Annotated in this window: 25 protein-coding genes; 9 read left to right on the forward strand and 16 right to left on the reverse strand. The window is 61.8% G+C overall.

The genetic code is table 11. The features are described from left to right. The first annotated feature begins 86 nt into the window (after positions 1-86). Positions 87-293 (forward strand): hypothetical protein, encoded by a 207-nt coding sequence (locus tag M1L53_RS28450; RefSeq protein ID WP_007726530.1) that lies wholly within the window; start codon positions 87-89, stop codon positions 291-293. 30 nt (positions 294-323) lie between these two features. Further along, positions 324-1,847: a hypothetical protein gene (locus M1L53_RS28455; RefSeq protein ID WP_054187569.1), complete on the forward strand. Its 1,524-nt coding sequence runs from the start codon at positions 324-326 to the stop codon at positions 1,845-1,847. A gap of 3 nt (positions 1,848-1,850) precedes the next feature. On the opposite strand, the gene M1L53_RS28460 is transcribed toward M1L53_RS28455, so the two are convergent. Both M1L53_RS28460 and M1L53_RS28465 read right to left on the reverse strand, forming a co-directional pair. Further along, a complete protein-coding gene (locus M1L53_RS28460; protein ID WP_042926394.1) occupies positions 1,851-2,603 on the reverse strand; it encodes an IclR family transcriptional regulator in 753 nt (250 codons plus the stop codon). Next, positions 2,603-4,114: an APC family permease gene (locus M1L53_RS28465; protein ID WP_054187568.1), complete on the reverse strand. Its 1,512-nt coding sequence runs from the start codon at positions 4,112-4,114 to the stop codon at positions 2,603-2,605. The genes M1L53_RS28460 and M1L53_RS28465 overlap by 1 nt, the downstream gene beginning before the upstream one ends. 238 nt (positions 4,115-4,352) lie before the next feature. On the opposite strand from M1L53_RS28465, the gene M1L53_RS28470 reads away from it, so the two are divergent. The 3 genes from M1L53_RS28470 to tatA are packed head-to-tail and all read left to right on the forward strand — an operon-like array spanning position 4,353 to position 6,820. Next, complete coding sequence (locus M1L53_RS28470) at positions 4,353-5,933, forward strand: FAD-dependent oxidoreductase (protein ID WP_007726538.1); 1,581 nt, start codon at positions 4,353-4,355, stop codon at positions 5,931-5,933. A gap of 39 nt (positions 5,934-5,972) precedes the next feature. Then, positions 5,973-6,644 carry a Rid family hydrolase gene (locus tag M1L53_RS28475; RefSeq protein WP_007726540.1) on the forward strand — a complete coding sequence of 224 codons (672 nt, stop codon included), beginning with the start codon at positions 5,973-5,975 and terminating at the stop codon, positions 6,642-6,644. Beyond that, on the forward strand, positions 6,644-6,820 hold the full coding sequence (tatA, locus tag M1L53_RS28480) for a Sec-independent protein translocase subunit TatA (RefSeq protein ID WP_003943732.1): 177 nt from the start codon (positions 6,644-6,646) through the stop codon (positions 6,818-6,820). Before M1L53_RS28475 ends, tatA begins: the two co-directional genes overlap by 1 nt. A 52-nt stretch (positions 6,821-6,872) precedes the next feature. Here the strand turns inward: tatA and M1L53_RS28485 are convergent, their stop codons facing one another. The 5 genes from M1L53_RS28485 to M1L53_RS28505 all read right to left on the reverse strand — a co-directional run bounded on the left by M1L53_RS28485 (position 6,873) and on the right by M1L53_RS28505 (position 10,876). Beyond that, entirely contained in the window at positions 6,873-7,487 is a 615-nt protein-coding gene (locus tag M1L53_RS28485; protein WP_007726541.1) for a class I SAM-dependent methyltransferase, read from the reverse strand. Next, on the reverse strand, positions 7,484-8,242 hold the full coding sequence (locus M1L53_RS28490) for a PIG-L deacetylase family protein (protein ID WP_003943643.1): 759 nt from the start codon (positions 8,240-8,242) through the stop codon (positions 7,484-7,486). The genes M1L53_RS28485 and M1L53_RS28490 overlap by 4 nt, the downstream gene beginning before the upstream one ends. Further along, complete coding sequence (locus tag M1L53_RS28495; RefSeq protein WP_047269036.1) at positions 8,236-9,174, reverse strand: acyl-CoA dehydrogenase; 939 nt, start codon at positions 9,172-9,174, stop codon at positions 8,236-8,238. Before M1L53_RS28495 ends, M1L53_RS28490 begins: the two co-directional genes overlap by 7 nt. Further along, a complete protein-coding gene (locus M1L53_RS28500) occupies positions 9,171-9,875 on the reverse strand; it encodes a glycosyltransferase family 2 protein (protein WP_042452319.1) in 705 nt (234 codons plus the stop codon). Before M1L53_RS28500 ends, M1L53_RS28495 begins: the two co-directional genes overlap by 4 nt. 233 nt (positions 9,876-10,108) lie before the next feature. After that, entirely contained in the window at positions 10,109-10,876 is a 768-nt protein-coding gene (locus tag M1L53_RS28505) for a GAF and ANTAR domain-containing protein (RefSeq protein WP_003943624.1), read from the reverse strand. Between the two features lie 109 nt (positions 10,877-10,985). Here M1L53_RS28505 and M1L53_RS28510 point away from each other — a divergent pair, with 109 nt between their 5' ends. Next, positions 10,986-11,684 carry a HemK2/MTQ2 family protein methyltransferase gene (locus tag M1L53_RS28510; protein WP_037131016.1) on the forward strand — a complete coding sequence of 233 codons (699 nt, stop codon included), beginning with the start codon at positions 10,986-10,988 and terminating at the stop codon, positions 11,682-11,684. Here the strand turns inward: M1L53_RS28510 and M1L53_RS28515 are convergent. Continuing rightward, positions 11,641-12,690, reverse strand: coding sequence for an iron-containing redox enzyme family protein (locus M1L53_RS28515; RefSeq protein ID WP_054187567.1), 1,050 nt, complete (start codon positions 12,688-12,690; stop codon positions 11,641-11,643). The genes M1L53_RS28510 and M1L53_RS28515 overlap by 44 nt on opposite strands. Here M1L53_RS28515 and M1L53_RS28520 point away from each other — a divergent pair, their 5' ends adjacent. Further along, entirely contained in the window at positions 12,691-12,930 is a 240-nt protein-coding gene (locus M1L53_RS28520; protein ID WP_003943717.1) for a CDGSH iron-sulfur domain-containing protein, read from the forward strand. 128 nt (positions 12,931-13,058) lie between these two features. On the opposite strand, the gene M1L53_RS28525 is transcribed toward M1L53_RS28520, so the two are convergent. From M1L53_RS28525 to M1L53_RS28535, 3 genes are all read right to left on the reverse strand, one after another. Further along, positions 13,059-13,262 (reverse strand): cold-shock protein, encoded by a 204-nt coding sequence (locus tag M1L53_RS28525; protein ID WP_003943666.1) that lies wholly within the window; start codon positions 13,260-13,262, stop codon positions 13,059-13,061. A gap of 316 nt (positions 13,263-13,578) precedes the next feature. Beyond that, positions 13,579-14,556: a YihY/virulence factor BrkB family protein gene (locus tag M1L53_RS28530; RefSeq protein WP_003943713.1), complete on the reverse strand. Its 978-nt coding sequence runs from the start codon at positions 14,554-14,556 to the stop codon at positions 13,579-13,581. 86 nt (positions 14,557-14,642) lie between these two features. After that, entirely contained in the window at positions 14,643-15,080 is a 438-nt protein-coding gene (locus M1L53_RS28535) for an STAS domain-containing protein (protein WP_054187566.1), read from the reverse strand. Between the two features lie 330 nt (positions 15,081-15,410). On the opposite strand from M1L53_RS28535, the gene M1L53_RS28540 reads away from it, so the two are divergent. Next, positions 15,411-15,659, forward strand: a complete 249-nt coding sequence (locus M1L53_RS28540) for a hypothetical protein (RefSeq protein ID WP_003943680.1) — start codon at positions 15,411-15,413, stop codon at positions 15,657-15,659. A 16-nt stretch (positions 15,660-15,675) separates the two neighbouring features. On the opposite strand, the gene M1L53_RS28545 is transcribed toward M1L53_RS28540, so the two are convergent. Continuing rightward, positions 15,676-16,458 (reverse strand): SigB/SigF/SigG family RNA polymerase sigma factor, encoded by a 783-nt coding sequence (locus M1L53_RS28545; protein ID WP_003943639.1) that lies wholly within the window; start codon positions 16,456-16,458, stop codon positions 15,676-15,678. Further along, on the reverse strand, positions 16,455-16,889 hold the full coding sequence (locus M1L53_RS28550; protein WP_003943620.1) for an anti-sigma factor: 435 nt from the start codon (positions 16,887-16,889) through the stop codon (positions 16,455-16,457). Before M1L53_RS28550 ends, M1L53_RS28545 begins: the two co-directional genes overlap by 4 nt. 237 nt (positions 16,890-17,126) lie before the next feature. On the opposite strand from M1L53_RS28550, the gene M1L53_RS28555 reads away from it, so the two are divergent. Continuing rightward, on the forward strand, positions 17,127-17,564 hold the full coding sequence (locus M1L53_RS28555; protein ID WP_039972685.1) for a hypothetical protein: 438 nt from the start codon (positions 17,127-17,129) through the stop codon (positions 17,562-17,564). A 9-nt stretch (positions 17,565-17,573) separates the two neighbouring features. On the opposite strand, the gene M1L53_RS28560 is transcribed toward M1L53_RS28555, so the two are convergent. The 3 genes from M1L53_RS28560 to M1L53_RS28570 all read right to left on the reverse strand — a co-directional run bounded on the left by M1L53_RS28560 (position 17,574) and on the right by M1L53_RS28570 (position 18,931). Continuing rightward, positions 17,574-17,891 carry a WhiB family transcriptional regulator gene (locus M1L53_RS28560; RefSeq protein WP_003943622.1) on the reverse strand — a complete coding sequence of 106 codons (318 nt, stop codon included), beginning with the start codon at positions 17,889-17,891 and terminating at the stop codon, positions 17,574-17,576. A gap of 185 nt (positions 17,892-18,076) precedes the next feature. Then, the gene (locus tag M1L53_RS28565) at positions 18,077-18,748 is read right to left on the reverse strand and encodes an ANTAR domain-containing protein (protein WP_007726556.1); all 672 of its coding nucleotides are present in this window, start codon (positions 18,746-18,748) and stop codon (positions 18,077-18,079) included. 48 nt (positions 18,749-18,796) lie between these two features. Then, a complete protein-coding gene (locus tag M1L53_RS28570; protein ID WP_256718224.1) occupies positions 18,797-18,931 on the reverse strand; it encodes a hypothetical protein in 135 nt (44 codons plus the stop codon). Positions 18,932-19,069 lie beyond the last annotated feature (138 nt).

A 19,069-nucleotide genomic window follows, 5' to 3' on the forward strand; every position in this document is an offset into this window, starting at 1 on the left:
GCGCTCAACTGGATTGACCGCCACGATTCGGACAGATGTTTCGACCTGGAGCACAACAGTCGTCGAATCGGGCACAATTACTGGTTATGTGGTGGATTGTCGGAGGCGTACTACTCGTATGGGTCGTGTGTTCCATTCCGATTGCCATCCTGGTGGGGCGGGGTATCGCGCGTCGGGACCGCGCGGAATTCGACGGGCGAAATCAACAGTGGGCCGACGAGGTTGTCAGGTCGATCGAGAAGCAATCGGAGCAGGACAATGCCGATCGGCGTAAGCCACCACTGATCAGCTGACCAGCTGGACTTTTCCGGAGGTGAGTGGGCATGGAACTTCCACCCGATACTCCCGACGACGTCGTGGCCGCGGCCGCAGCAGGGCCCAGGGTTCCTCAGTTCGATTCAACAATCGGGATTCCGGTAGTTCCACCGGGTGGCGATGCTCCCCACCGGTTGGTGGTCATCGGGGATTCGCTGTCGCAGGGATTCCAGAGCGGGGCAATCTTCAATACTGATCTGTCGTATCCGGCGATCATTGCTCACCAGCTGGGCCGGCTCGATCAGTTCCGCTTTCCCCGTTACGGCGGCCCGGGCGGGCTTCCGCTCAACATCGAACTGTTGCTCCGAACCCTCGAGGAGCGGTTCGGCCCGCGGCTCGACCTCTGGGAGGTTCCGCTCGCACTCTTTGCTGCGCGCGCGTTCATGGATCAGGTAGAGGACTACTGGGAACGCGGACCGGGCAGCGAAGCGCCGACATTCTCGACAATCAACCACAACCTCTCGGTGTACGGGTGGGATCTTCGTGACGCTCTGACCAAGACGGCGCAGGGCTGCGAGGATGCTCTTCACCAACCGCACGACGATTTGATCAGCCAGATCGTCGAGAACAACGGCGAGCGCGCCGCACTGCGAGTTCTGCCGCGAGGCTCCGACGCCGAGAAGCGTATGACCGCGTTCGACGCAGCAGCGGAGTTGGGCAAGGAAGGCATCGAAACTCTGATCGTCTTCCTCGGTGCCAACAACGCGCTCCGCACCGTCACCGAACTTCGAGTCGAGTGGAGCGGCAACAACTTCCGTGATCCGGGCGGCAAGCGCGACTACACGGTGTGGCGGCCTGAGCACTTCGCGTCGGAGTACGCCGAGGTGCTGGCCGCGATCCGCAAGATCAACGCCCAGCACGTCATCCTCTGCACCGTCCCACACGTGACCATCGCACCGATCGCCCACGGGCTCGGGGGGAAGATCGAAATCGGATCCCGCTACTTCCCGTACTACGCACGACCGTGGGTGCGCGACACCGACTTCGACCCACAACGCGATCAGCACATCACCGGCGCGCAGGCGTGGGCCGTCGACACCGCAATCGACATGTACAACGACGGAATCGAGCAAGCCGTCGCGAATGCCCGTCGGGTGGGGAAGGACTGGTACCTCTGCGATATTGCCGGGTTGCTCGAGCGCGTGGCCTCACGGCGCTACGTCACCGACGTCAATGCGCGGCCGTCATGGTGGACGCCGTACCCCCTTCCCAAGGCGCTGACCGACTTGCAACCCGTGCCGGACTCGCTGTTCCTCTCCGCCGACGGTCGCGGCGGCCGCGCTTCGGGCGGCCTCTTCTCGCTCGACGGCGTTCATCCCACGACAGTCGCGTACGGGGTGATGGCGCAAGAACTGGCGAACATCATGGTCACGGCAGGGGTCCAGTTCGACCGCGCTCAGATCGATTTCGACCGACTCGTCCGACGCGACACCTTGGTGCGCACTCCGCCGCAGAATCTCGATTCCACGCTCGGCGTCATCGGCTGGGCCGACGAGCATCTCGGCTTTGCCAAACGTGTGTTCGGCCTCTGACTTTCAGCTTGCCTTCGACATCGTCGGTGCAACGATGCGTTCCGCGTACTCCCGCAACAGCACGACCAGGTCTACGTCGTCGACGGAAAGTCTGCCGGTCGGACCTATCGCAGCCAAGGCACCGACGACACACCTTTCCGCGTCGTGGATCGGGACGGCGACGGCGGAGCGTCCGACACGAATCTCGTCGACCTCACGGGCGGCCTCACCGCGCCGGATCCGAGAGAGTTCGAGTTCCAACTGGTCGCCGTCGGTGATGGTGTGTGCGGTGACCTTTCGCAGTGGGGCCTCGGCCAATTCGGGTCGGTTGGCGAGGAGCAGCTTCCCGATAGCCGACGCGTGAACGGCTGTGACCAGTGTCCGTTCACCACTGAGTTCGTGGTCGGGATCGCGATCGACGAGCCGAATTCTGTTTTCTGCAAACGACGCGAGGTAGACGCCGAACCGTACCTGCTCGCGGAGTTCTTCGAGGAGCACCGAATTGTCGATGGGTGTGGGTTCGGCGGCAGCCCCGGCTAATTCACGGGTGCGTCGGCCTAGTGCGAAGCCGGAGAGGTCGGCGATCCGAACCAGGTAACCGTCGGCGACAAGGATGTTGAGTAACCGATACGCAGTGGCAGGTGGGATGTCGGCCAGGGCGGCAATGTCCTTGGCGGTGGCTCCCGATCCGAGCCTGGCCGCCGACTCGAGGAGGGCAAGGGCGCGCTGAACCGCTCGGGGTTCGTGCCCACCGAGGTCGCGTGGTCGGCCCACCATCAGCGGGCGCCGGCAGTCGGCTCGCCCACCAGCACGATGTTTCCGGCTGCGTCGGTGGCGAACACCCCAGCTCCTGGTAGTACGTCCTCGGTTTCGGGACTGTCGAAAGCTCCGACGTGCAGCAGACTTTTGGGGCTTCGGCGTCGCAGGTAGAACTGCCAGAGTGTGCCCGAAGTCAGGATCACGAGCACGGCGATCGGTGCAACGTACGCGTGGTCGATCGTGTTGGCATAAACCAGGTAACCGAGGACTATCGCTCCGGCACCACTGCCACACGACGCGGCCGCGAGAACGCCGGGAGTGTGCTCGCCGATCCGTGTCAGGAAGACAACGGATGCGATAGCCGTCAGTGCATAGGCCACGATGACGGCGCCGCGAACAGTCAGTCGAACGTCGTCGAAGATTTCTCCGCGCCCGAGAACGGCAAAGGTTCCGCCGCCCAGCAGGACGGTGCAGACCACGGTAGTCAATGCGAAGTAGGGCGTACGGAAGGCACTGTGAACCGAGGCGAACCGGCGGGGGAGTAGGCGCTCGACACCGAACGAATAGACCAGGCGTGACGCAGCATTGGACGACGCCATCGACGACGCCAGCCACGAGCACCCCAGACCGACGTTGAGCGCGATCACGACACCGGGGCTCACGCCCGTCGCCGTTCCGTGGAGATAGGCGTTGACGAGGGTGTCACTGCGCCCGGACCAAGCGGCCCAGCCCGCGAAGATGAAGAGCGATCCACAGATGATCGGAGTGAGAAGGACTGTGCGGGTGACGGTTACCAGCGGACGACGGGCCTCGGGGCCGAAGAAGGCCGCGCTCTCGAATCCGGCGAGAGCGAACACGGCAGCCAGGGCGGTGAGTAACAACCCGTGGCCGGAGGTGGGTGGAACGATCTGTGCTTGTTGACTTCCGGAACCGCCCAGGATCATGAGCCCGACGATGAACAGAAGTGAACAGCTTTCGACGACGAGGATCGCGAGCGCGGCAAATCTGACACTTCGCACGAGAGCGCCGAGAATCAGCAAGGCTATCCCCAGATAGAGCGCGATGACGTGAAAAGTCTTGTCCACGTGCATACCCGCGAAGCCGAGCAATGCGATTGCGGCCTGTCCGCCGTGATAGAGCGTCATCACCGCGCTGCCGACGTACTTGACCAGCATGGCGATGCCGGTGGTCAATGCTGCCCGGGTGCCCAGGCCACGAAAGACGAAGCTGTGCAGTCCGCCCGACGCAGCCATTCGGCGAGTGAACTGCGAAACGCAGAAGGCTATGAGCGTCACCAGCACGGTGGCGGAGATGATGGTGATCATCCCGCTCAACAATCGGCCGTGTGTCAGCATGGTGACGGGCAGAACCACCATCGACACAGCGGGAGCAGTGGTTGCCACCGACTGGGCCAGCACTTCGGCGCCCGAGAGTTGCCGACGGCCCAACGCCCGCAGCGGTGATCGCGCCGGGGGCTGCTTCTCGCGCGTGGTGAAGGACCGCGCGATGGCTTCGGTGAGAGCGGACATGTCGCGTCACGCTAGTCCGGTTCTGTAACGCCGATATTGCGGGCATGCTTCCGCTGATCGCACTCGGGTGAGAGAGCAAGATGCGAACGCTCGCACGTTTCTCACTCGGTCCCCACCGACTGTTTCCTGCGCGTCAAGTTCCGGACCCAACGCTCCTGAAGTCTGTGTTCAACACCAACCACCCGGGTCACCGGGAGCACACTGGGGAGCTCGAATGCCATACACACGTAGATCTTTCATGCGCAGCCTGGGAATCACCGGCGGCGCGGGCCTGGCGCTCGGTGCTATGTCGTCCATCGGCCTGGCGCCGGCAGTGGCGTCGACGCCGAGGCGATTTCAGGCACCTGCTGCGGGTGACCTGATCGGAAAGGTCAAGGGAAATCACTCCGTCGTGATCCTCGGCGGCGGACCGTCCGGGCTGTGCTCTGCCTACGAACTGCAGAAGGCCGGATACAAGGTCACCGTCCTCGAAGCACGCAACCGCCCGGGTGGTCGGGTGTGGTCGATCCGCAACGGCACCGAAGAAACCGACCTGAACGGTGAGACACAGACCTGTTCGTTCTCCGAGGGGCACTTCTACAACCTCGGTGCGACGCGTATTCCGCAAAATCACAACACCATCGACTACTGCCGCGAACTGGGCGTCGAACTGCAGATGTTCGGAAACCAGAACGCGAACACCTTCGTCAACTACACCGGCAACAAGCCGCTGGCGAATCAGTCGATCACCTACCGAGCAGCCAAAGCCGACACCTACGGATACATGTCCGAGCTGCTGCAGAAGGCCACCAATCAGGGCGCTCTCGACCAGGTCTTGAGCAAGGAAGACAAAGAAGCACTCTCGTCCTTCCTCACCGACTTCGGCGATCTCTCCAGCGACGGCCGCTACGTCGGATCCTCGCGTCGAGGGCACTCCGCGGAGCCGGGCGCCGGCCTCAACTTCGGAACCGAGATCGAACCATTCGGGATGAGCGATGTCATCCAGGGCGGCATCGGGCGTGCATTCTCCTTCGAGTTCGGTTACGACCAGGCCATGACGATGATGACCCCCGTCGGTGGCATGGACCGGATCTACTACAAGTTCCAGGACGCGATCGGGATGGACAACATCGAGTTCGGCGCCGAGGTCAGCGGCATGAAGAACGTGCCGGAAGGCGTCACCGTCGACTACGTCGTCGACGGCAAATCCAAGTCGATCACCGCCGACTACGCAATCTGCACGATCCCACCGCACTTGATCAAGCGGCTGAACAACAACCTGCCCTCCGATATCCTGCTCGCGCTGGATGCCGCCAAGCCGTCGTCGTCGGGCAAGCTCGGTATCGAGTACTCGCGTCGGTGGTGGGAGACCGAGGACCGCATCTACGGTGGCGCGTCCAACACCGACCGCGACATCTCCCAGATCATGTTCCCCTACGATCACTACAACTCCGACCGCGGCGTCGTCGTCGCGTACTACAGCTCGGGTAAGCGTCAACAGGCTTTCGAATCGCTCACCCACCGTCAGCGGCTGGCAAAGGCCATCGCCGAAGGCGCAGAAATCCACGGCGACAAATACACTCGCGACATCTCGTCGTCCTTCTCCGGAAGCTGGCGTCGCACCAAGTATTCGGAATCCGCCTGGGCATCATGGGCCGGCGCGGGAGATTCCCACGGCGGCATGGCAACTCCCGAGTACACCAAGCTGCTCGAACCCGTCGACCGGATCTACTTCGCCGGCGATCACCTCTCCAACGCCATCGCCTGGCAGCACGGGGCCTTCACGTCCGCGCAGGACGTCGTGACCCACCTGCATCAGCGTGTTGCGCAAACTGCCTGACGTGCTTCGTTTCCCATCACTTTTTCTGGAGGTCTAATCATGAAATCTCGCAGCACCAAGGTCCTTGCAGCGGCATTCGCCGCCACCACGCTACTGGGCTTCGCCACTGCCTGCTCGTCTGACGAGGCGGACGCCGAGACCACATCGAGTTCGTTCGTCTCGAAATCGATTCTCGAAGCGGGGCAGGCAAACCCGATGATCGCTCAGGGCGTCGCGATCGGCGGCGACACCGCAATCTACAAGACCAGCGGCATCGGTCCGTCGGCAGGAAACAAGGCGGCGCCGGAAGGTTCGCCGGAGTCGTACATCGACGGTCAGTTCTCCGGCGGTGTTCTGCCGACCGGTGTCACCGTCACCGAGGCGCAGGGCATCAATGTACTCAAGAAGATCCGCGACAACCTCGAAGCTCAGGGATTGAGTCTCGAAGACGTCGTGACGATGCGCGTCTTCCTCGACAACGCGCCGGGATCGGACAAGGCCGACTACACAGGATGGAATCGCGCGTACCGGCAGTTCTTCGCCAACACCAATCTCGACACGGGTGACACCGAGTTGGTGCCGATGGGCACGGCCGAGCCGATCGCTCCGATCGAGCGAAACAGCGCCCGGCCCACCCGATTCGCCCTCGAGGTTGCCGGACTGCCCGTTGCCGGTTGGCTCGTCGAGGTAGAGGTCGATGCGGTGTACCCCGACGGCAAGGAACCCGCCTGATGGGCGCGCTCAGCCCGACTCACTGGGCGATCGTCGCAGTAGTGCTCGTGGTGCTGTTCGGTTCGAAGAAGCTGCCCGACGCGGCCCGGGGCCTCGGCAGGTCGATGCGGATCCTGAAGTCCGAAGTCGGTGAACTGCAGTCGGATACGGACCTCGCGTTGGAGCAGCGAGACTGACCCCCGTGCGCGGTTGAGGAGCCCCCACACTCCTCAACCGCGCACAGGTCTACTAGATCAGACCTTCGGAACGAGCTACCGACGGTGGTGACGGCGGACCCTTCACGAAGACATCGATCAGCACGTCCTCGTCCTGGTACGACGCGAACTGCGCCAACCCCGGCGTCTGGCGCACAGCCGAATGAACAGCGTCACCGTTTTGCGGATACTCCGGCACGACGTGACGCCAATGGGCGCACAGCAGCGTTCCGCCAGGCTCGAGATGCTCGACGACCTGCAGCATTGCCTCGATGAGCTTTTCGAAGGTCAGGTAGTAGCCGACTTCGCTGATGACGACGAGGTCGAAGGTTTCTTCGGACCAGTCGTCACCCAAGGCCCAGAGCCGAAATTCGGCGTCATGTCCGGTAAGCCTCGCACGAGCGCTCTCGAGTGCGGTCGGGACGATGTCGGTGGCGAGAACGCTGTCGCAGCGCTCGGACAACTTCTCGGTGAGAACCCCGATCGAGCACCCCGGTTCGAATGCGCGACGGTATCGAGGTTTCGGGAGCATAGCGACACTGAGTGCGTACTTCCGCTGCTCGTACCAGCGGGATTCGAAATCCCATGGGTCGGACTGTGCGGCATACATCTTGGCGAAGTAATCCGCGGGGAGTTCACGATCGCTCATACGAACACCGTCTCGTACGGCCTCAGTAATCGTTCCATCGCGTGGCGGGGGAGGATGGGCGCATCCGCGGGATGATCGGAAAGCGGAGCGATCTGTGAAGTGAACTCATTGGTGGCAGCAGATTTCGCAGCCTGAACGTCGGAGGGCAAGGTCACCTTTCGTGCTCTTTCCCACGGGACTGCCGCATGATCCGGCGCGGCCCAATGCCACGCCCAGATGGGATACTCGATCAATCGCGATCCAGTGTCCGCGCACGCCCTCGCCGCCGCGTCTCCGGTGGCTTCGTGGTCCGGGTGGCCGTCCCCGCGCCACGTGGAGGCGCACCAGGTATCCGCCGAGGAATCACCGAGAATCGAGCTGAGGCGGTCGGTCAACTCCTGTCGGTTCTCGCCGATCTTTCCGTCCGGGATGCTCAATCGAACCGGTGTGGGAATTCCGAGGACACGCGCTGCCCGATCCGACTCGGACCGTCGACGGCGTTCCATCTCGGGCTGAGTCACGGTCGGTGAATCGGGATGCGAAGCTCCGCCGTCGGTGACAGATACGACCTGAACACTGATGCCGGAAAGTATTGCCAGAAGAGCGGTTCCGCCCAGACCGAGTATTTCGTCGTCGGGATGGGGAGCGACGATGATCAATCGTGAGCATCCGGTGAGATCCAGTTCCGGAAAACTTCTTCCCCACTCCCGCCATGTCGATTCGGGAGTACCGCCGTCGTCGACAGGTTTCTGCGCGAACAATTTCGAGTTCACCACGGCCGTTTCCCCTTGGCTGCAATCCGGCCCAGCTCGGCGAGATCCTTCTCGGCGTGACTCTGCCGCAAGTAGACGGTGAGATCGGCTACCCGTGCGGCGTGCGCGGCGTCCATGCAGAGCGGTGCGGCGCCGAGAGCGCGTCCCACCCGATCCAGGGTCTCGGTAGCGGCGCGCTCGACAATTGCGCGTACACGGAGTGCCCGATGCATGGCCTCGGCATTTTCGTCGAAGGGATCCGCATCGATCTCGGCCGCCGCGACTGCGAGCGCGTTGCGCGCTGCGGCGAGCGCTGCATCGACCGCACCGAGGTGTGCGAGTACGTAGGGGTCTTCGCTGCTTGCAGCCTTGTCGTACAACGGATCAGCGACGCCGCAGGCGCCGCCGTACCAGCATGCAGCCACGCCGATCGCGCCGTGCCAGAACCCCGGGCGGCTCAGGTAGTCGCCTGCCGTCCCGACCGGTATGGCCGGAACCATGTCGAAGTCGACCGCGCTGGAGTCGCTTTCGGCCATACCGACGGCCTTCCACGAATCGGGAACGGGATGCACCCCAGGTAGTCCGAGCTCGACCGCGAAGAGGGAGGGGACACCGTCGACCAAGGCGGTGATCAGTGCATGCGTGCAGGTGTTGGCGCCGGAACACCACAACTTGCGACCGGTGAGCGTCCAGATCCCCACATGCTCAGACGCATTCACCACAGGTTGGGGTGGCTCGGCCGCCCACACTCCCCACAGCTGCCCGGGTTCGGGATCCGGTCCGTCGAGTTCGGTGAGTATCGCGACGGCATCGGTGTGAGCCTCAGCCATCCGGCCGAGAACCACATTCTCCCGTGTGAGCTCTGCCAGGGAGGTCCACCGTGCGGCCGTCGCGCCGCCGCCGGGCAGCGGCAAGTACAGTCCACCTGCGTCCAGGAGTGTGTGTAGTCGTTTCATCGTGCCAGCTCCGCTTCTTCGTTATCGGCGGTCGTACCACCCAGGTTACGGATATGTCCGGCAAAGCCGCCCGGAGTTCGGCCGTCGAGACGCGCAGACGTGGTGACCGCAATGTCCTCTGCCCACGCGATACAGGCACCGGCCTCGCTCAACCGCCGGACGAGATCGACATCCTCGTCTTCTTCGAGATCGCAGAATCCTCCGACGTCCCAGTACATATCGGCGCGGACACCGAGGTTGGCACCGTGGACGTGACCGTGTCGACCATAGGGATGTGCGTGGTACATACGTTCGTACCGTTCGCGAACGGAGTGCGGATGGCCTTCCCAGTCTGCGATGCGAACGGTGCCCGCGACGACGTCCGCAGTACGCGCATACTCCAATTGGCGCGCAATCCAGGTGGGGCCGACCACCGAATCGGCATCGGTCGTGGCGAACCACGCTGAGGCCCCCAAATCCGAGCCGAACGCAGAGAAACCCGTCGCTCGCGAACGGCCGACGTTCTGATGCTCGACGCGGAGTACTTCCACCCCGTCGGGGATGACCCCCGCGGTTCCGTCCGAACAGTTGTCGAGGACGGCAACCACTCGGACGGGGACAACGCAAGCCGACGCCGCTGTTGCGAGTGCACGAAGGCAATTGGGGAGGTCTTCGGCTTCGTTGTGGGCGGGAACTACGACAAGAACCTGGTCGATTGGCACAGTGACGATCCTTTCCTCACCCTGGTACGGTCGGGTCTTCTTTCGTCCCGGTTCTCAACAGATAACCACATTTCGGACGGGTGCCGCCGCGCGACCGCCAGCAGCCGTGCAGGTCGAAAACTGTTTCGGTGAAACATCTCTGGATACGTTTGAGAGATGTGCCGGCGGGGTACAAGACGGGGTTTTGCGACTGTGCTTTCGGGTGCAAAACGGGGTTTTGCACCGAAGAATCTTCAGAACCGGCGGTGGCGCACCGAATCGACGAGCATCCGGGCCACCTCGTGCAGTTTCACGTTGGTGTGCTGCGATTGCTGAACGAGTCGGCTGAATGCTTCGTCGGCGTCGATGCCGTGGATGGCGATCAGCACGCCCTTGGCTTGTTCGATCTCGGCACGAGATTCCATGGCGCAGTGCAACTGTTCGATGTGCTCGTGTGCCTGACGCCAGCGTCGTGAATCTGCGATCGCCGCGCCCGCACCGGCGGTGAACAATTTCATCAACTCTTCGTCGAAGGGCTTGAACTCTGTCGAGGCGAATCCGTAGACGTTGAACGCGCCGAGAAGTTCGGTGCTTCCTTCGCCCATGGTGAGCGGCACGGACAAGTAGGACCGGACACCCTGTTTCCGGGCCTCGGCGGTGAATTCCGGCCATTTGTCGTCGTGATCACCCACCTTCGACCGAACCGACGACATGGTGCGCGCGGCGTCAACGCACGGACCACGATCGGCGGAATGCTGGGCATCGTCTATCGCGGAAAGGTAGTCCGCGGTAGATGCAGCAGTTCGTGGGCCATCGGCGGACAGCACCGTCACGCTGACAGCATCGGCATCCGGCAGCGCTTTGACCGCCGTCTCGGCCAGACGTTGGAGCATGGAGTCGAGATGCGCGTCCGTGTTCAGAGTGGACCGGAGTCCGGCAATCGCTTCGGCGAGGGTGTCGAGCGAATCTGCTGCGGAAGCAAACGCCGCGGCTCCCTGTGGGGTGTCCGCATTGCCTGTCATGATTCAGGTCTACTCCGCAAATTGCGGCGATGTAACCGTTCCAGGCGGTCTTTGCTTCGATGTTGCATGAAATCCGAGGTTCCTGGGTAGCCGCACGCAGCGATGTGCGATGTCGCCTGAAAAAGAGGAGCCGATGATGATCCTGCGTTTACCTGGTGTGTATCCACCGCAACACGACACGTCGTTACTGGCGGATGCGCTGCTGTTCGAGCGCCTCACCGCTCGCAGTCGGGTGCTGGATCTGTGCACGGGGACCGGCGCCCTCGCTGTCGCGGCATCCGCGGCAGGCGCAGGCCACGTCGTCGCGGTCGACATATCTCGCCGCGCGTGTGCCAATGCTCGTCTCAACGGGATCCTCAACGGAACCTCGATCGACTCCCGTCGTGGCGACCTCACCGAGGCGGTGCACGGCGAACTCTTCGATCTGGTGATCTCCAACCCGCCGTACGTCCCTGCTCTTGCAGATGATCTCCCTACCGCTGGAATCGAACGTGCTTGGGACGCAGGAAAGGACGGACGCGCCCTCATCGACAGGATCGCAGCCACCGTTCACGAGGTGCTCGTCCCGGGCGGCACACTGCTTCTCCTGCAATCGGTGCTGTGTGGGGTCGACAAGACCGAGGCGATACTCGAAGAACACGGTATGGCCGTAGAGATTTCAGCCCGGAAGTACGTTCCCTTCGGGCCCGTGATGCGCGAGAGGCGCACCATGCTCGAGGCACGAGGGTTGATCACCACCGGTCAGGAAATCGAACAACTCGTGATCATTCGCGCAACGAAGTCTTGCCCTTCTCCCAACTCGATGTGAGGTGATCGCCGAGAAGATCGTCGAACGCCAGGCACGCTGCGGCGCCGAACAAGATGTCATCAGTGCGGTGCGGCTGCGAAGAAGCGAGACCGCCGGCAAGATCCCGAACGGCGATCTGTTCGTGAACGGAATCCGCTTCCACGTGCTCGTCGTAGAACAGTGTCGCGCCCGAACCGAATCCGAGTCGGCGCAGTCCTGCGCTGTATCGTTTGCTCGGCAGCGCAGACGTGGTCTCGACAGCGCACAGGTGCCCGACCAGCGTTCCGAGATGGCGGCGATGAAAACCGAAGAGCGAGAGAGCATTCAACGACGCCAACATTACCGCGGGAACAGAATCGATGTAGTGGCCGTAGCGGTCCGAAAGACCTACAGCCCGCATGGTGTCGGCAAAAAGACGCGAATGCATTCGCTCTGCGCGACCGCCTCCGTACTCGTCGCTCTGCACTTCGACGAGGGCGGCCTTGACGGCACCGGAGAGACGCGAAATTCCGAGGGTGTGCACATCCGCCTCGCGGAGCTGATTGAGCGAACGGTGAATCAGCACCTCCGAGAACTGATCGATCGTTGCATCTTTCGCCATGAAGGACGCAAGACCTGGGCCTGCACTGGGGGCGGTCATCGACCAGAGGTCGGCCACGACGTCGCCAGACGACTCCACTGTCCCCACGAGTTGCGCGATGGCGGACTCGAAACGCTCTTCGAGCCGAGACCGCACCGCGAGCAGGTCCGGATTCCACTCCCATTTGTCCGAGACGTTCTCGATTCCCTGCAAATGAAGCTCGTAGAGGAGCGTCAGGGTCAGCTGAGCGTCGTCGTCACGAAGAATGTCGTAGGTGAGGTCGGTGGACTGTGCATCCTCGTACGCGTCAGCGGCAGCCGTAATCTCCCTCGGATCGGCCGAGGAGCGCAGAATGGAAACGAGAGTGGCGCTCAGTGGGCCGCGGGCCTGTGGAACAGGCATGGAAGTGGGCACGCCAGTGGCCGAATCGAGAACTGAAGAGGACATATGACCGCGTTTCCCGAATCGTCATCTGCCGAAACACCGAGTGTTCCCGGTAACAACACCACCATAACCGCCTGCACGGACGGCCCGCTGCTGGTGCGTGGTGACTTCGAGTTGCTCCGTGACGACGGAACCCCGATAGAGAACAAGCGCTCTACGGTTGCATTGTGTCGATGTGGGCGGACCGGCATCGCGCCGTTCTGCGACAGCTCCCACAAGAAGAAGCGGGCGCGAGCGACGTAACCGGTGCCAATTGGGAACAAGCCCGACCCGTGAACCAAGACGACCCGGAAACCAAGAAAAGGCTGGATGCCGGCACCATGCGGTGCAGCGTCCAGCCTTTTCAGTCTGAAGTCAGACTGGGATCGAACTCAGATGGCGCGAACGTTCTGAGCCTGGGGGCCCTTCTGGCCCTGTCCGATCTCGAACTCGACCTTCTGGCCCTCGTCGAGGGACTTGTAGCCGCTGCCCTGGATCTCCGAGTAGTGAACGAACACATCCGGTCCGCCACCTTCCTGCTCGATGAATCCGAAGCCCTTTTCACCGTTGAACCACTTGACACTGCCCTGAGCCATAACCAAATTCTCCTGGATCCATCGAGCCGAGCCCTCCCATCGAGAGTCCGGTCTCACACCTGATCCTGCCATGCTCTTCTTTTTCTGTCTCCAATTACATGCATGGCGAGTTGCAGTATTTGACGGCTTTGTCCCGTTCCGGGACCACGTCGGAAGCAGGTGATTGTTCAACTATGCGCGTTTACCTGCTGTGATGTATTCGTCCCTTCGATGCAGCGCGAAATGACAACACCTGTGTTAAATCTGGATTCGCGGCGCAGAATGCCACCCCGATACCGAGGAGGGGACCAAATACCCAACTCGATCGGGGTCGAGATCAGTCCGAATCGTCGGGTTTGGTGTGCCCGTCGAACGTCACATGGATGTTCTCGTGGGGAACCGCGCGTTGTGCTTTTGCTTGATCGGCGAAGGTGCGCCGATCGCCTTCGATGAGTTCGGTGTTGTCGGTGAACGGAGCCAACAACGCCCGCGGATGGAGTTTGTCGACTCGCACGACGTTGATTTCCGCACACATGACGATCGAGGCTGCAGCGAGGAACAAGAAGGCCAACAAACCCAGAACGATGGCAAAGACGCCATTGGTGGTGGAGGCACCCCGCACCACAGAGGTCACATAGAGGGCACCGAAGGACTGAAGTGCTTGCCAGAGAACAGCAGCGGCGATCGCTCCAGGTGCCACATCGGCTACCGAGAGCGGGCGGGCGCAGGTGAGCCGGAAAGCGACGATGAAGATGCCCGCATTCAAGACGACTACCGCAAGGGTCAGTAGGAAGCTGAACGAACCGCCCAGATGAAGCGCACCGCCGATGTTGGAGACAGCGGTGGTCCCCAAGATCGCGAGACCGATCGTGCCGAGGAGTAGTAGCCCTTGGAGACGCCCGCGGATGGGATCCGGTCGCATGTTTCGGGGCACCGACCACACCGTGTTCATCGCGTTCTGGCAAGCCAGAGCGACACCGAGGCCACCGTAGAGACCACCGACGATTCCGATCACCAGACCCGTGACACCGCCGCCGATCTGTTGCGCATTGCCCAGGTCGTCACCGATCACCGGAAACTGATGCAGCGCGGAGTCCAAGATCTGTTGCTGAAGCTCAGGGTTGCCCGACAGCACGAAGCCGAGAATGGTCGAGAGCAACAGAAGAAGAGGAAAGAGCGAGACGAAGCCGTAGTAAGCGATCAGCGCGGCTAGATAAACACCTTGATCGTCGAGGAACTTGTAGAGGACCGCTATCGGGAACCCCAGGGCCGGATGCTTCTGTTGCAAGGCATCGAGGCGCTTGGCGATTGTCATTCTCGGTCTCTCTCAGCTCGTCGGACAGCCCGACGAACCTTAGTCGCTGCGAGCGCCCGGCGCTCGACGCCGGTGCAGCCGTCGCGTCAGGAGGCTTCGAGTGACTTCTCTGCTTCGTCGAGCGCGCGCATTGCTCCCTCGACAGAGTTGGTGACCGGGAATTCCTCTTCCGCCCGCGCCGCGCGAAGCAAGCGTCGAAGCGGGTGTGACCCGATCGCGGCCCACTGGAAGTCGTTGGCTCGCGAACGGGAGTTCAGCTCGGCGAACAGTTCGAGGCAGACCGCACCGACGAACAGTGAGTTGGACAAGTCCAGAATGACGCGAGACCACTCCGCAGCGTACGAGTTGAGAAGTTCTCGTAGTGCTGGGGCGGAGAGTTTGTCGAGGTCGACCTCGACCTGGATCAGGACTGTCGAGGGCGCTATCCGCCAGGCCGCGAAACCATGCGTTTCCACGATCGGCCCCAATTGTGTTGAGGGATCGATGGAATCGATCGGTGTGTGGTCGAGTTCATTCAGATTCATGGCAGATCCGGTCTGTGTGCTTTCATCGAAAGGCTGACGACCGATCTGGCGGCGCGGAAAGTTAATGCGTCCAGGCGTGGAAAGCTTTAGAGCTCAATGGAAATGAACAGTACAGATGTGCGCAGGAAATGCTCACCTGATCCAGAGCCTTGATGCGAACCGAGCGCCAGTGGCTTCAACCCCGGCTGTATTCTCAACCTCGGTACCGTTCAGTGTAGCTCGAGGGCGTGAATCGGTCCAGGTGAGAGGTCGAATATTAAGCGGTGCAATGTTTTTGGCTCGACGCTTCGGTATGGTGGAAGATCAGCGTCACCGGACGAAGGGAATCAGATGAACGACCGCGATGCACTCACGGCCATCTCGACCAAGCTCGACACACTGATCGGCGCGGAGACCAACGGTTTGCGGGACGAGGTTCCGCCCGGTTCCAGTGTGCAGCGCACCGAGCAGGACGGCGAGCACGGCCGGTGGGGGCACGATTACCGCCTCGCCAACAAGTATCTCGAGGCCCTCGACATCGGCCAGCCCGGTCTCATCGATCGAGACGAGCTGGAACGTCTTGCACAGGAATACATCTGATCCTCGAGACGTACCTTCAGAAGATTTCACCCATCTCGGTGCGTAGCTGCTTCAGTGACTGAGTGAGGATTCTGGATACATGCATCTGAGAGATGCCGACCTTTTCGGCAATCTGGGATTGGGTGAGATGGCCGAAGAATCTGAGAACGACGATCGTGCGCTCGCGCTCCGGTAGTGCCAGGAGCGCGGGCCGCAGGGTTTCGTGATTGTCGATCCGACTGATCGCTTCGTCGTACTGTCCCAAAGTGTCTATCAGAGTCAGACCACTCCCGTCGCCGGCGGACGCGGTGTCGAGCGGTGTGGTTCGGTACGAATTACCGGCGGTCAAACCTTGTTCGACCTCGTCCGGTTCGATGTCGAGTTCCTTGGCGAGTTCCGCGACTGTCGGTGCACGGCCGAGCGTCTGGGACAAAGTCGTGAGCGCCCGGTTGAGGGCAAGGTGCCGTTCCTGAAGGCTACGAGGCACTCGCACGGACCAGCCGTGATCGCGAAAATGCTTGCGAACCTCACCCATGACGGTCGGGACCGCGAACGAGAGGAAATCCGATCCTTTGTCGACGTCGAATCGCTGCACGGCCTGTATGAGCCCGACGCGAGCAACTTGCTCCAAGTCCTCGAAAGGCTGGCCACGCCCCTGGTATCGGCGAGCGACGTGTGTGGCCAGGGGTAGGCACAGTTCGATGATCGAGGTGGTTATTTTTTCTCGGCTGGGATCATTCGGCGGAAGCGAGGCCATCGAGACGAACAGTTCGACAGCTGTTTCGTACTGGTCCTTCTTGTCCGGTGGGACAGCGGTCACGCACGCTCCTGGGGCAAGCCCTTTTCAAGCGTCATCGTCAGGGTGATGTGACCGTCCGCGTCGATTTCCGACTGTTCCAGGCGGACGGAATCGACCAGCGCTTCGAGAACGAACCATCCGAAGCTGTGCGACTTGTCGGGTATCTCGGAGTGCGCGATCACGGACACGACAGTCCGAAGTGTGCGGCCGACGGTGTCGAATCGGCAGGTCAAGTCGCTGGACGGTATCGCGTGGCCGATGAGGATGCTCGCGACTTCGTCCATCGCCAGAGCAAGGTCGGCTGTTCCGTCGACATCGAGTCCGGTGTTGTTGGCAACCGTTCGGGTGATTCCGCGCAGAGTGGGAAGTTGAGAGTACGACGCGCGGACGCGGAGCGAGGCGATGGAGTCGTGAGTTAGTTCGGTTTCGGTCGGACTCGACAGAGGGATCAAGGGGCTTCCTGTAGGTAGATGTGGCGTAATTCCGGCGGACCGAGGCAAGGACCGGTACCGGCCGTGCGTGCCAGCCATCTCTACCCCGGAAGTATTCATGGCCTTGGATTACCCTTCGCCCGGCGAACTAACCCTCTTTACCCGAACTAGAGGATGAATTGTGAGACACATCACCTGTGGTGCGGACGTACCGAATCCTCATCTTTCATTTTCGCGTCGTTCGGGTACAGCCGCTTCATGGACACCCATTCGGACAGACAGATCCCCGTACACATACGACCGGAAGGTGTCACTGATGACGAGGTGAAGGCGGCAGGAGTGCTGTCGAACGCCCTTGAAACGGTGGAACGGGCACGCGGTGCTCTGTACGACTTCCATCAGCTGATAGGGCATGCCGATCTGATGCTCGACGAGGTCGTCGAGCTACTGCGATCCAGCGGCAACGACGACCTGGCCGATCAGGTCGAGGGCGAGTTGATGGGCCGGAACGTGGTCGAGGGGCGCTGGACTTTCCAGTTGGTCGAAGAGTTCGACGAGAACTACTGGTCGTTTTTTCGTGAATGCGAGAAAGTGGTGCGCGACAAGCTGGCAGGCGGAGTGCCGCACCTCTTCGAAGCCGAGATGAAGGAGCGACGCCGCACGCACGGTTTGCGGCACCACGAGGCCAGGCCCTGAGGTTCCTGTCTACTCTCGTGAGCTCGTCGCGGCACTGATCAGTGGTTCAGTTCGAGCTTTGCGCAACGATTCTCGCTCGGTCGCCGTCATGCCGCCCCAGATACCGTGGGGTTCCCCGGTCTGGATGGCGTGCACCAGGCATCTCTGCACGACAGGGCATCTGGCGCACACCAGCTTCGCCGAACTCTCGCGCTTCGCTCGCCTGGAGCCGCGCTCGTTCGTGTCGTCGTAGAACAGAGCGGGGTCGGTGTCGCGGCAGGTGCCGGACAGTTGCCAATCCCACTCGTCGGCAAGGGGCCTGGGAGATGTGTAGGAGCGCATGAACATGGACGTTCCCTTCGCTGCGTGACGAACTCGACTCGGATCGCGGATCCAGGTCGGGTGTTAAGGCAAAGCTCGGTCCCGCCGGCCTGAACCGGCGGGACCTTCGAGGCTCCTCCCTCGAGGGGGAAGATTTCGGGGGTACCTCTGGTCGGTCATTACCCAGCCGTACAACTTTTGAATCCCGGTCGTCAGGAATTCTTTTGATCCACGGCACGTCGTTCTGCTGCGGCGACAAGACCACCGGCGATGTCGCGCACCTTGACGTTCCATTCCTGCGACATCTGGACCAGAAAGTCGAAGGCTTGGTCGGCCGAGCACTCACGCTCGGCCATCAGTAATCCCTTGGCCTGCTCGATCAAGGGCCGAGAATCCAAAGCTCTTCTCAGTTCGTCATTTTCCGCGCGAAGGCGGGTGAGGACGTCTGACGCCGAACTGGACTGCTGAGCCAGCGGTCGTTGAACCTCGTATACACGATGAAGCACACCGATGACTCTGCCGTCATCATCGGTGACGGCGGAATTCACCGTATTCCAATATCGGGTGACAAACATCCCGCTCCCGCGCTCGTCGCGCACGTCGTAACGCTGAGTCGGCAGTGTGTCCCGAGTTCGGGACCGCATCGTGCGCTCGAATGACGCTGTCAACGAGAAGATTCCATCGGCAAACGAGTCGTCGGGATTGTCGGGGAAGGCTTCGAACACTTCCACTCGGTGCAATTGATCGAGGCTGCGACCGGATACGGCAAGGTATTCGTCGTTTGCGCCCTGGATACGAAAATCGCTGTCCACGAGCAGAAGAGAAGAACTGCTTGCCGCAAATCGATCGCTACGAACGATCGAGCGGAGAGTGCTCGAACTCATGATTGTGTCGTTTCTGTCCTGTCTTCGACGGTTGCGGCCCCTGATATTTCAGAAGTAGTTGATCGCGAGAACTCCAAGGGCGGTGCCTGCCAGGATCGATCCGAACAACAAACGCTGCTGCAACACGAACATCTGATACTCGCGACGTGTTTGTGTCGAGGTGCCGCGCGAGTCCGCAGACATGCTCTTGCCCTTTCCTGTTGTGGGGAGTGGGGGGTGGGGGGGCCCCCCCCCAGGCCGCAAACCCGCCGGGGGGGAGTGTGGATTCGGGCCCGGGTGGGGGGGTCGGGGGCGCGGGGGGCGGCGGGGGGGAGGGGGGGG

This window comes from Rhodococcus sp. T9N, assembly GCF_024436645.1.
Taxonomy (GTDB): domain Bacteria; phylum Actinomycetota; class Actinomycetes; order Mycobacteriales; family Mycobacteriaceae; genus Rhodococcus_F; species Rhodococcus_F qingshengii.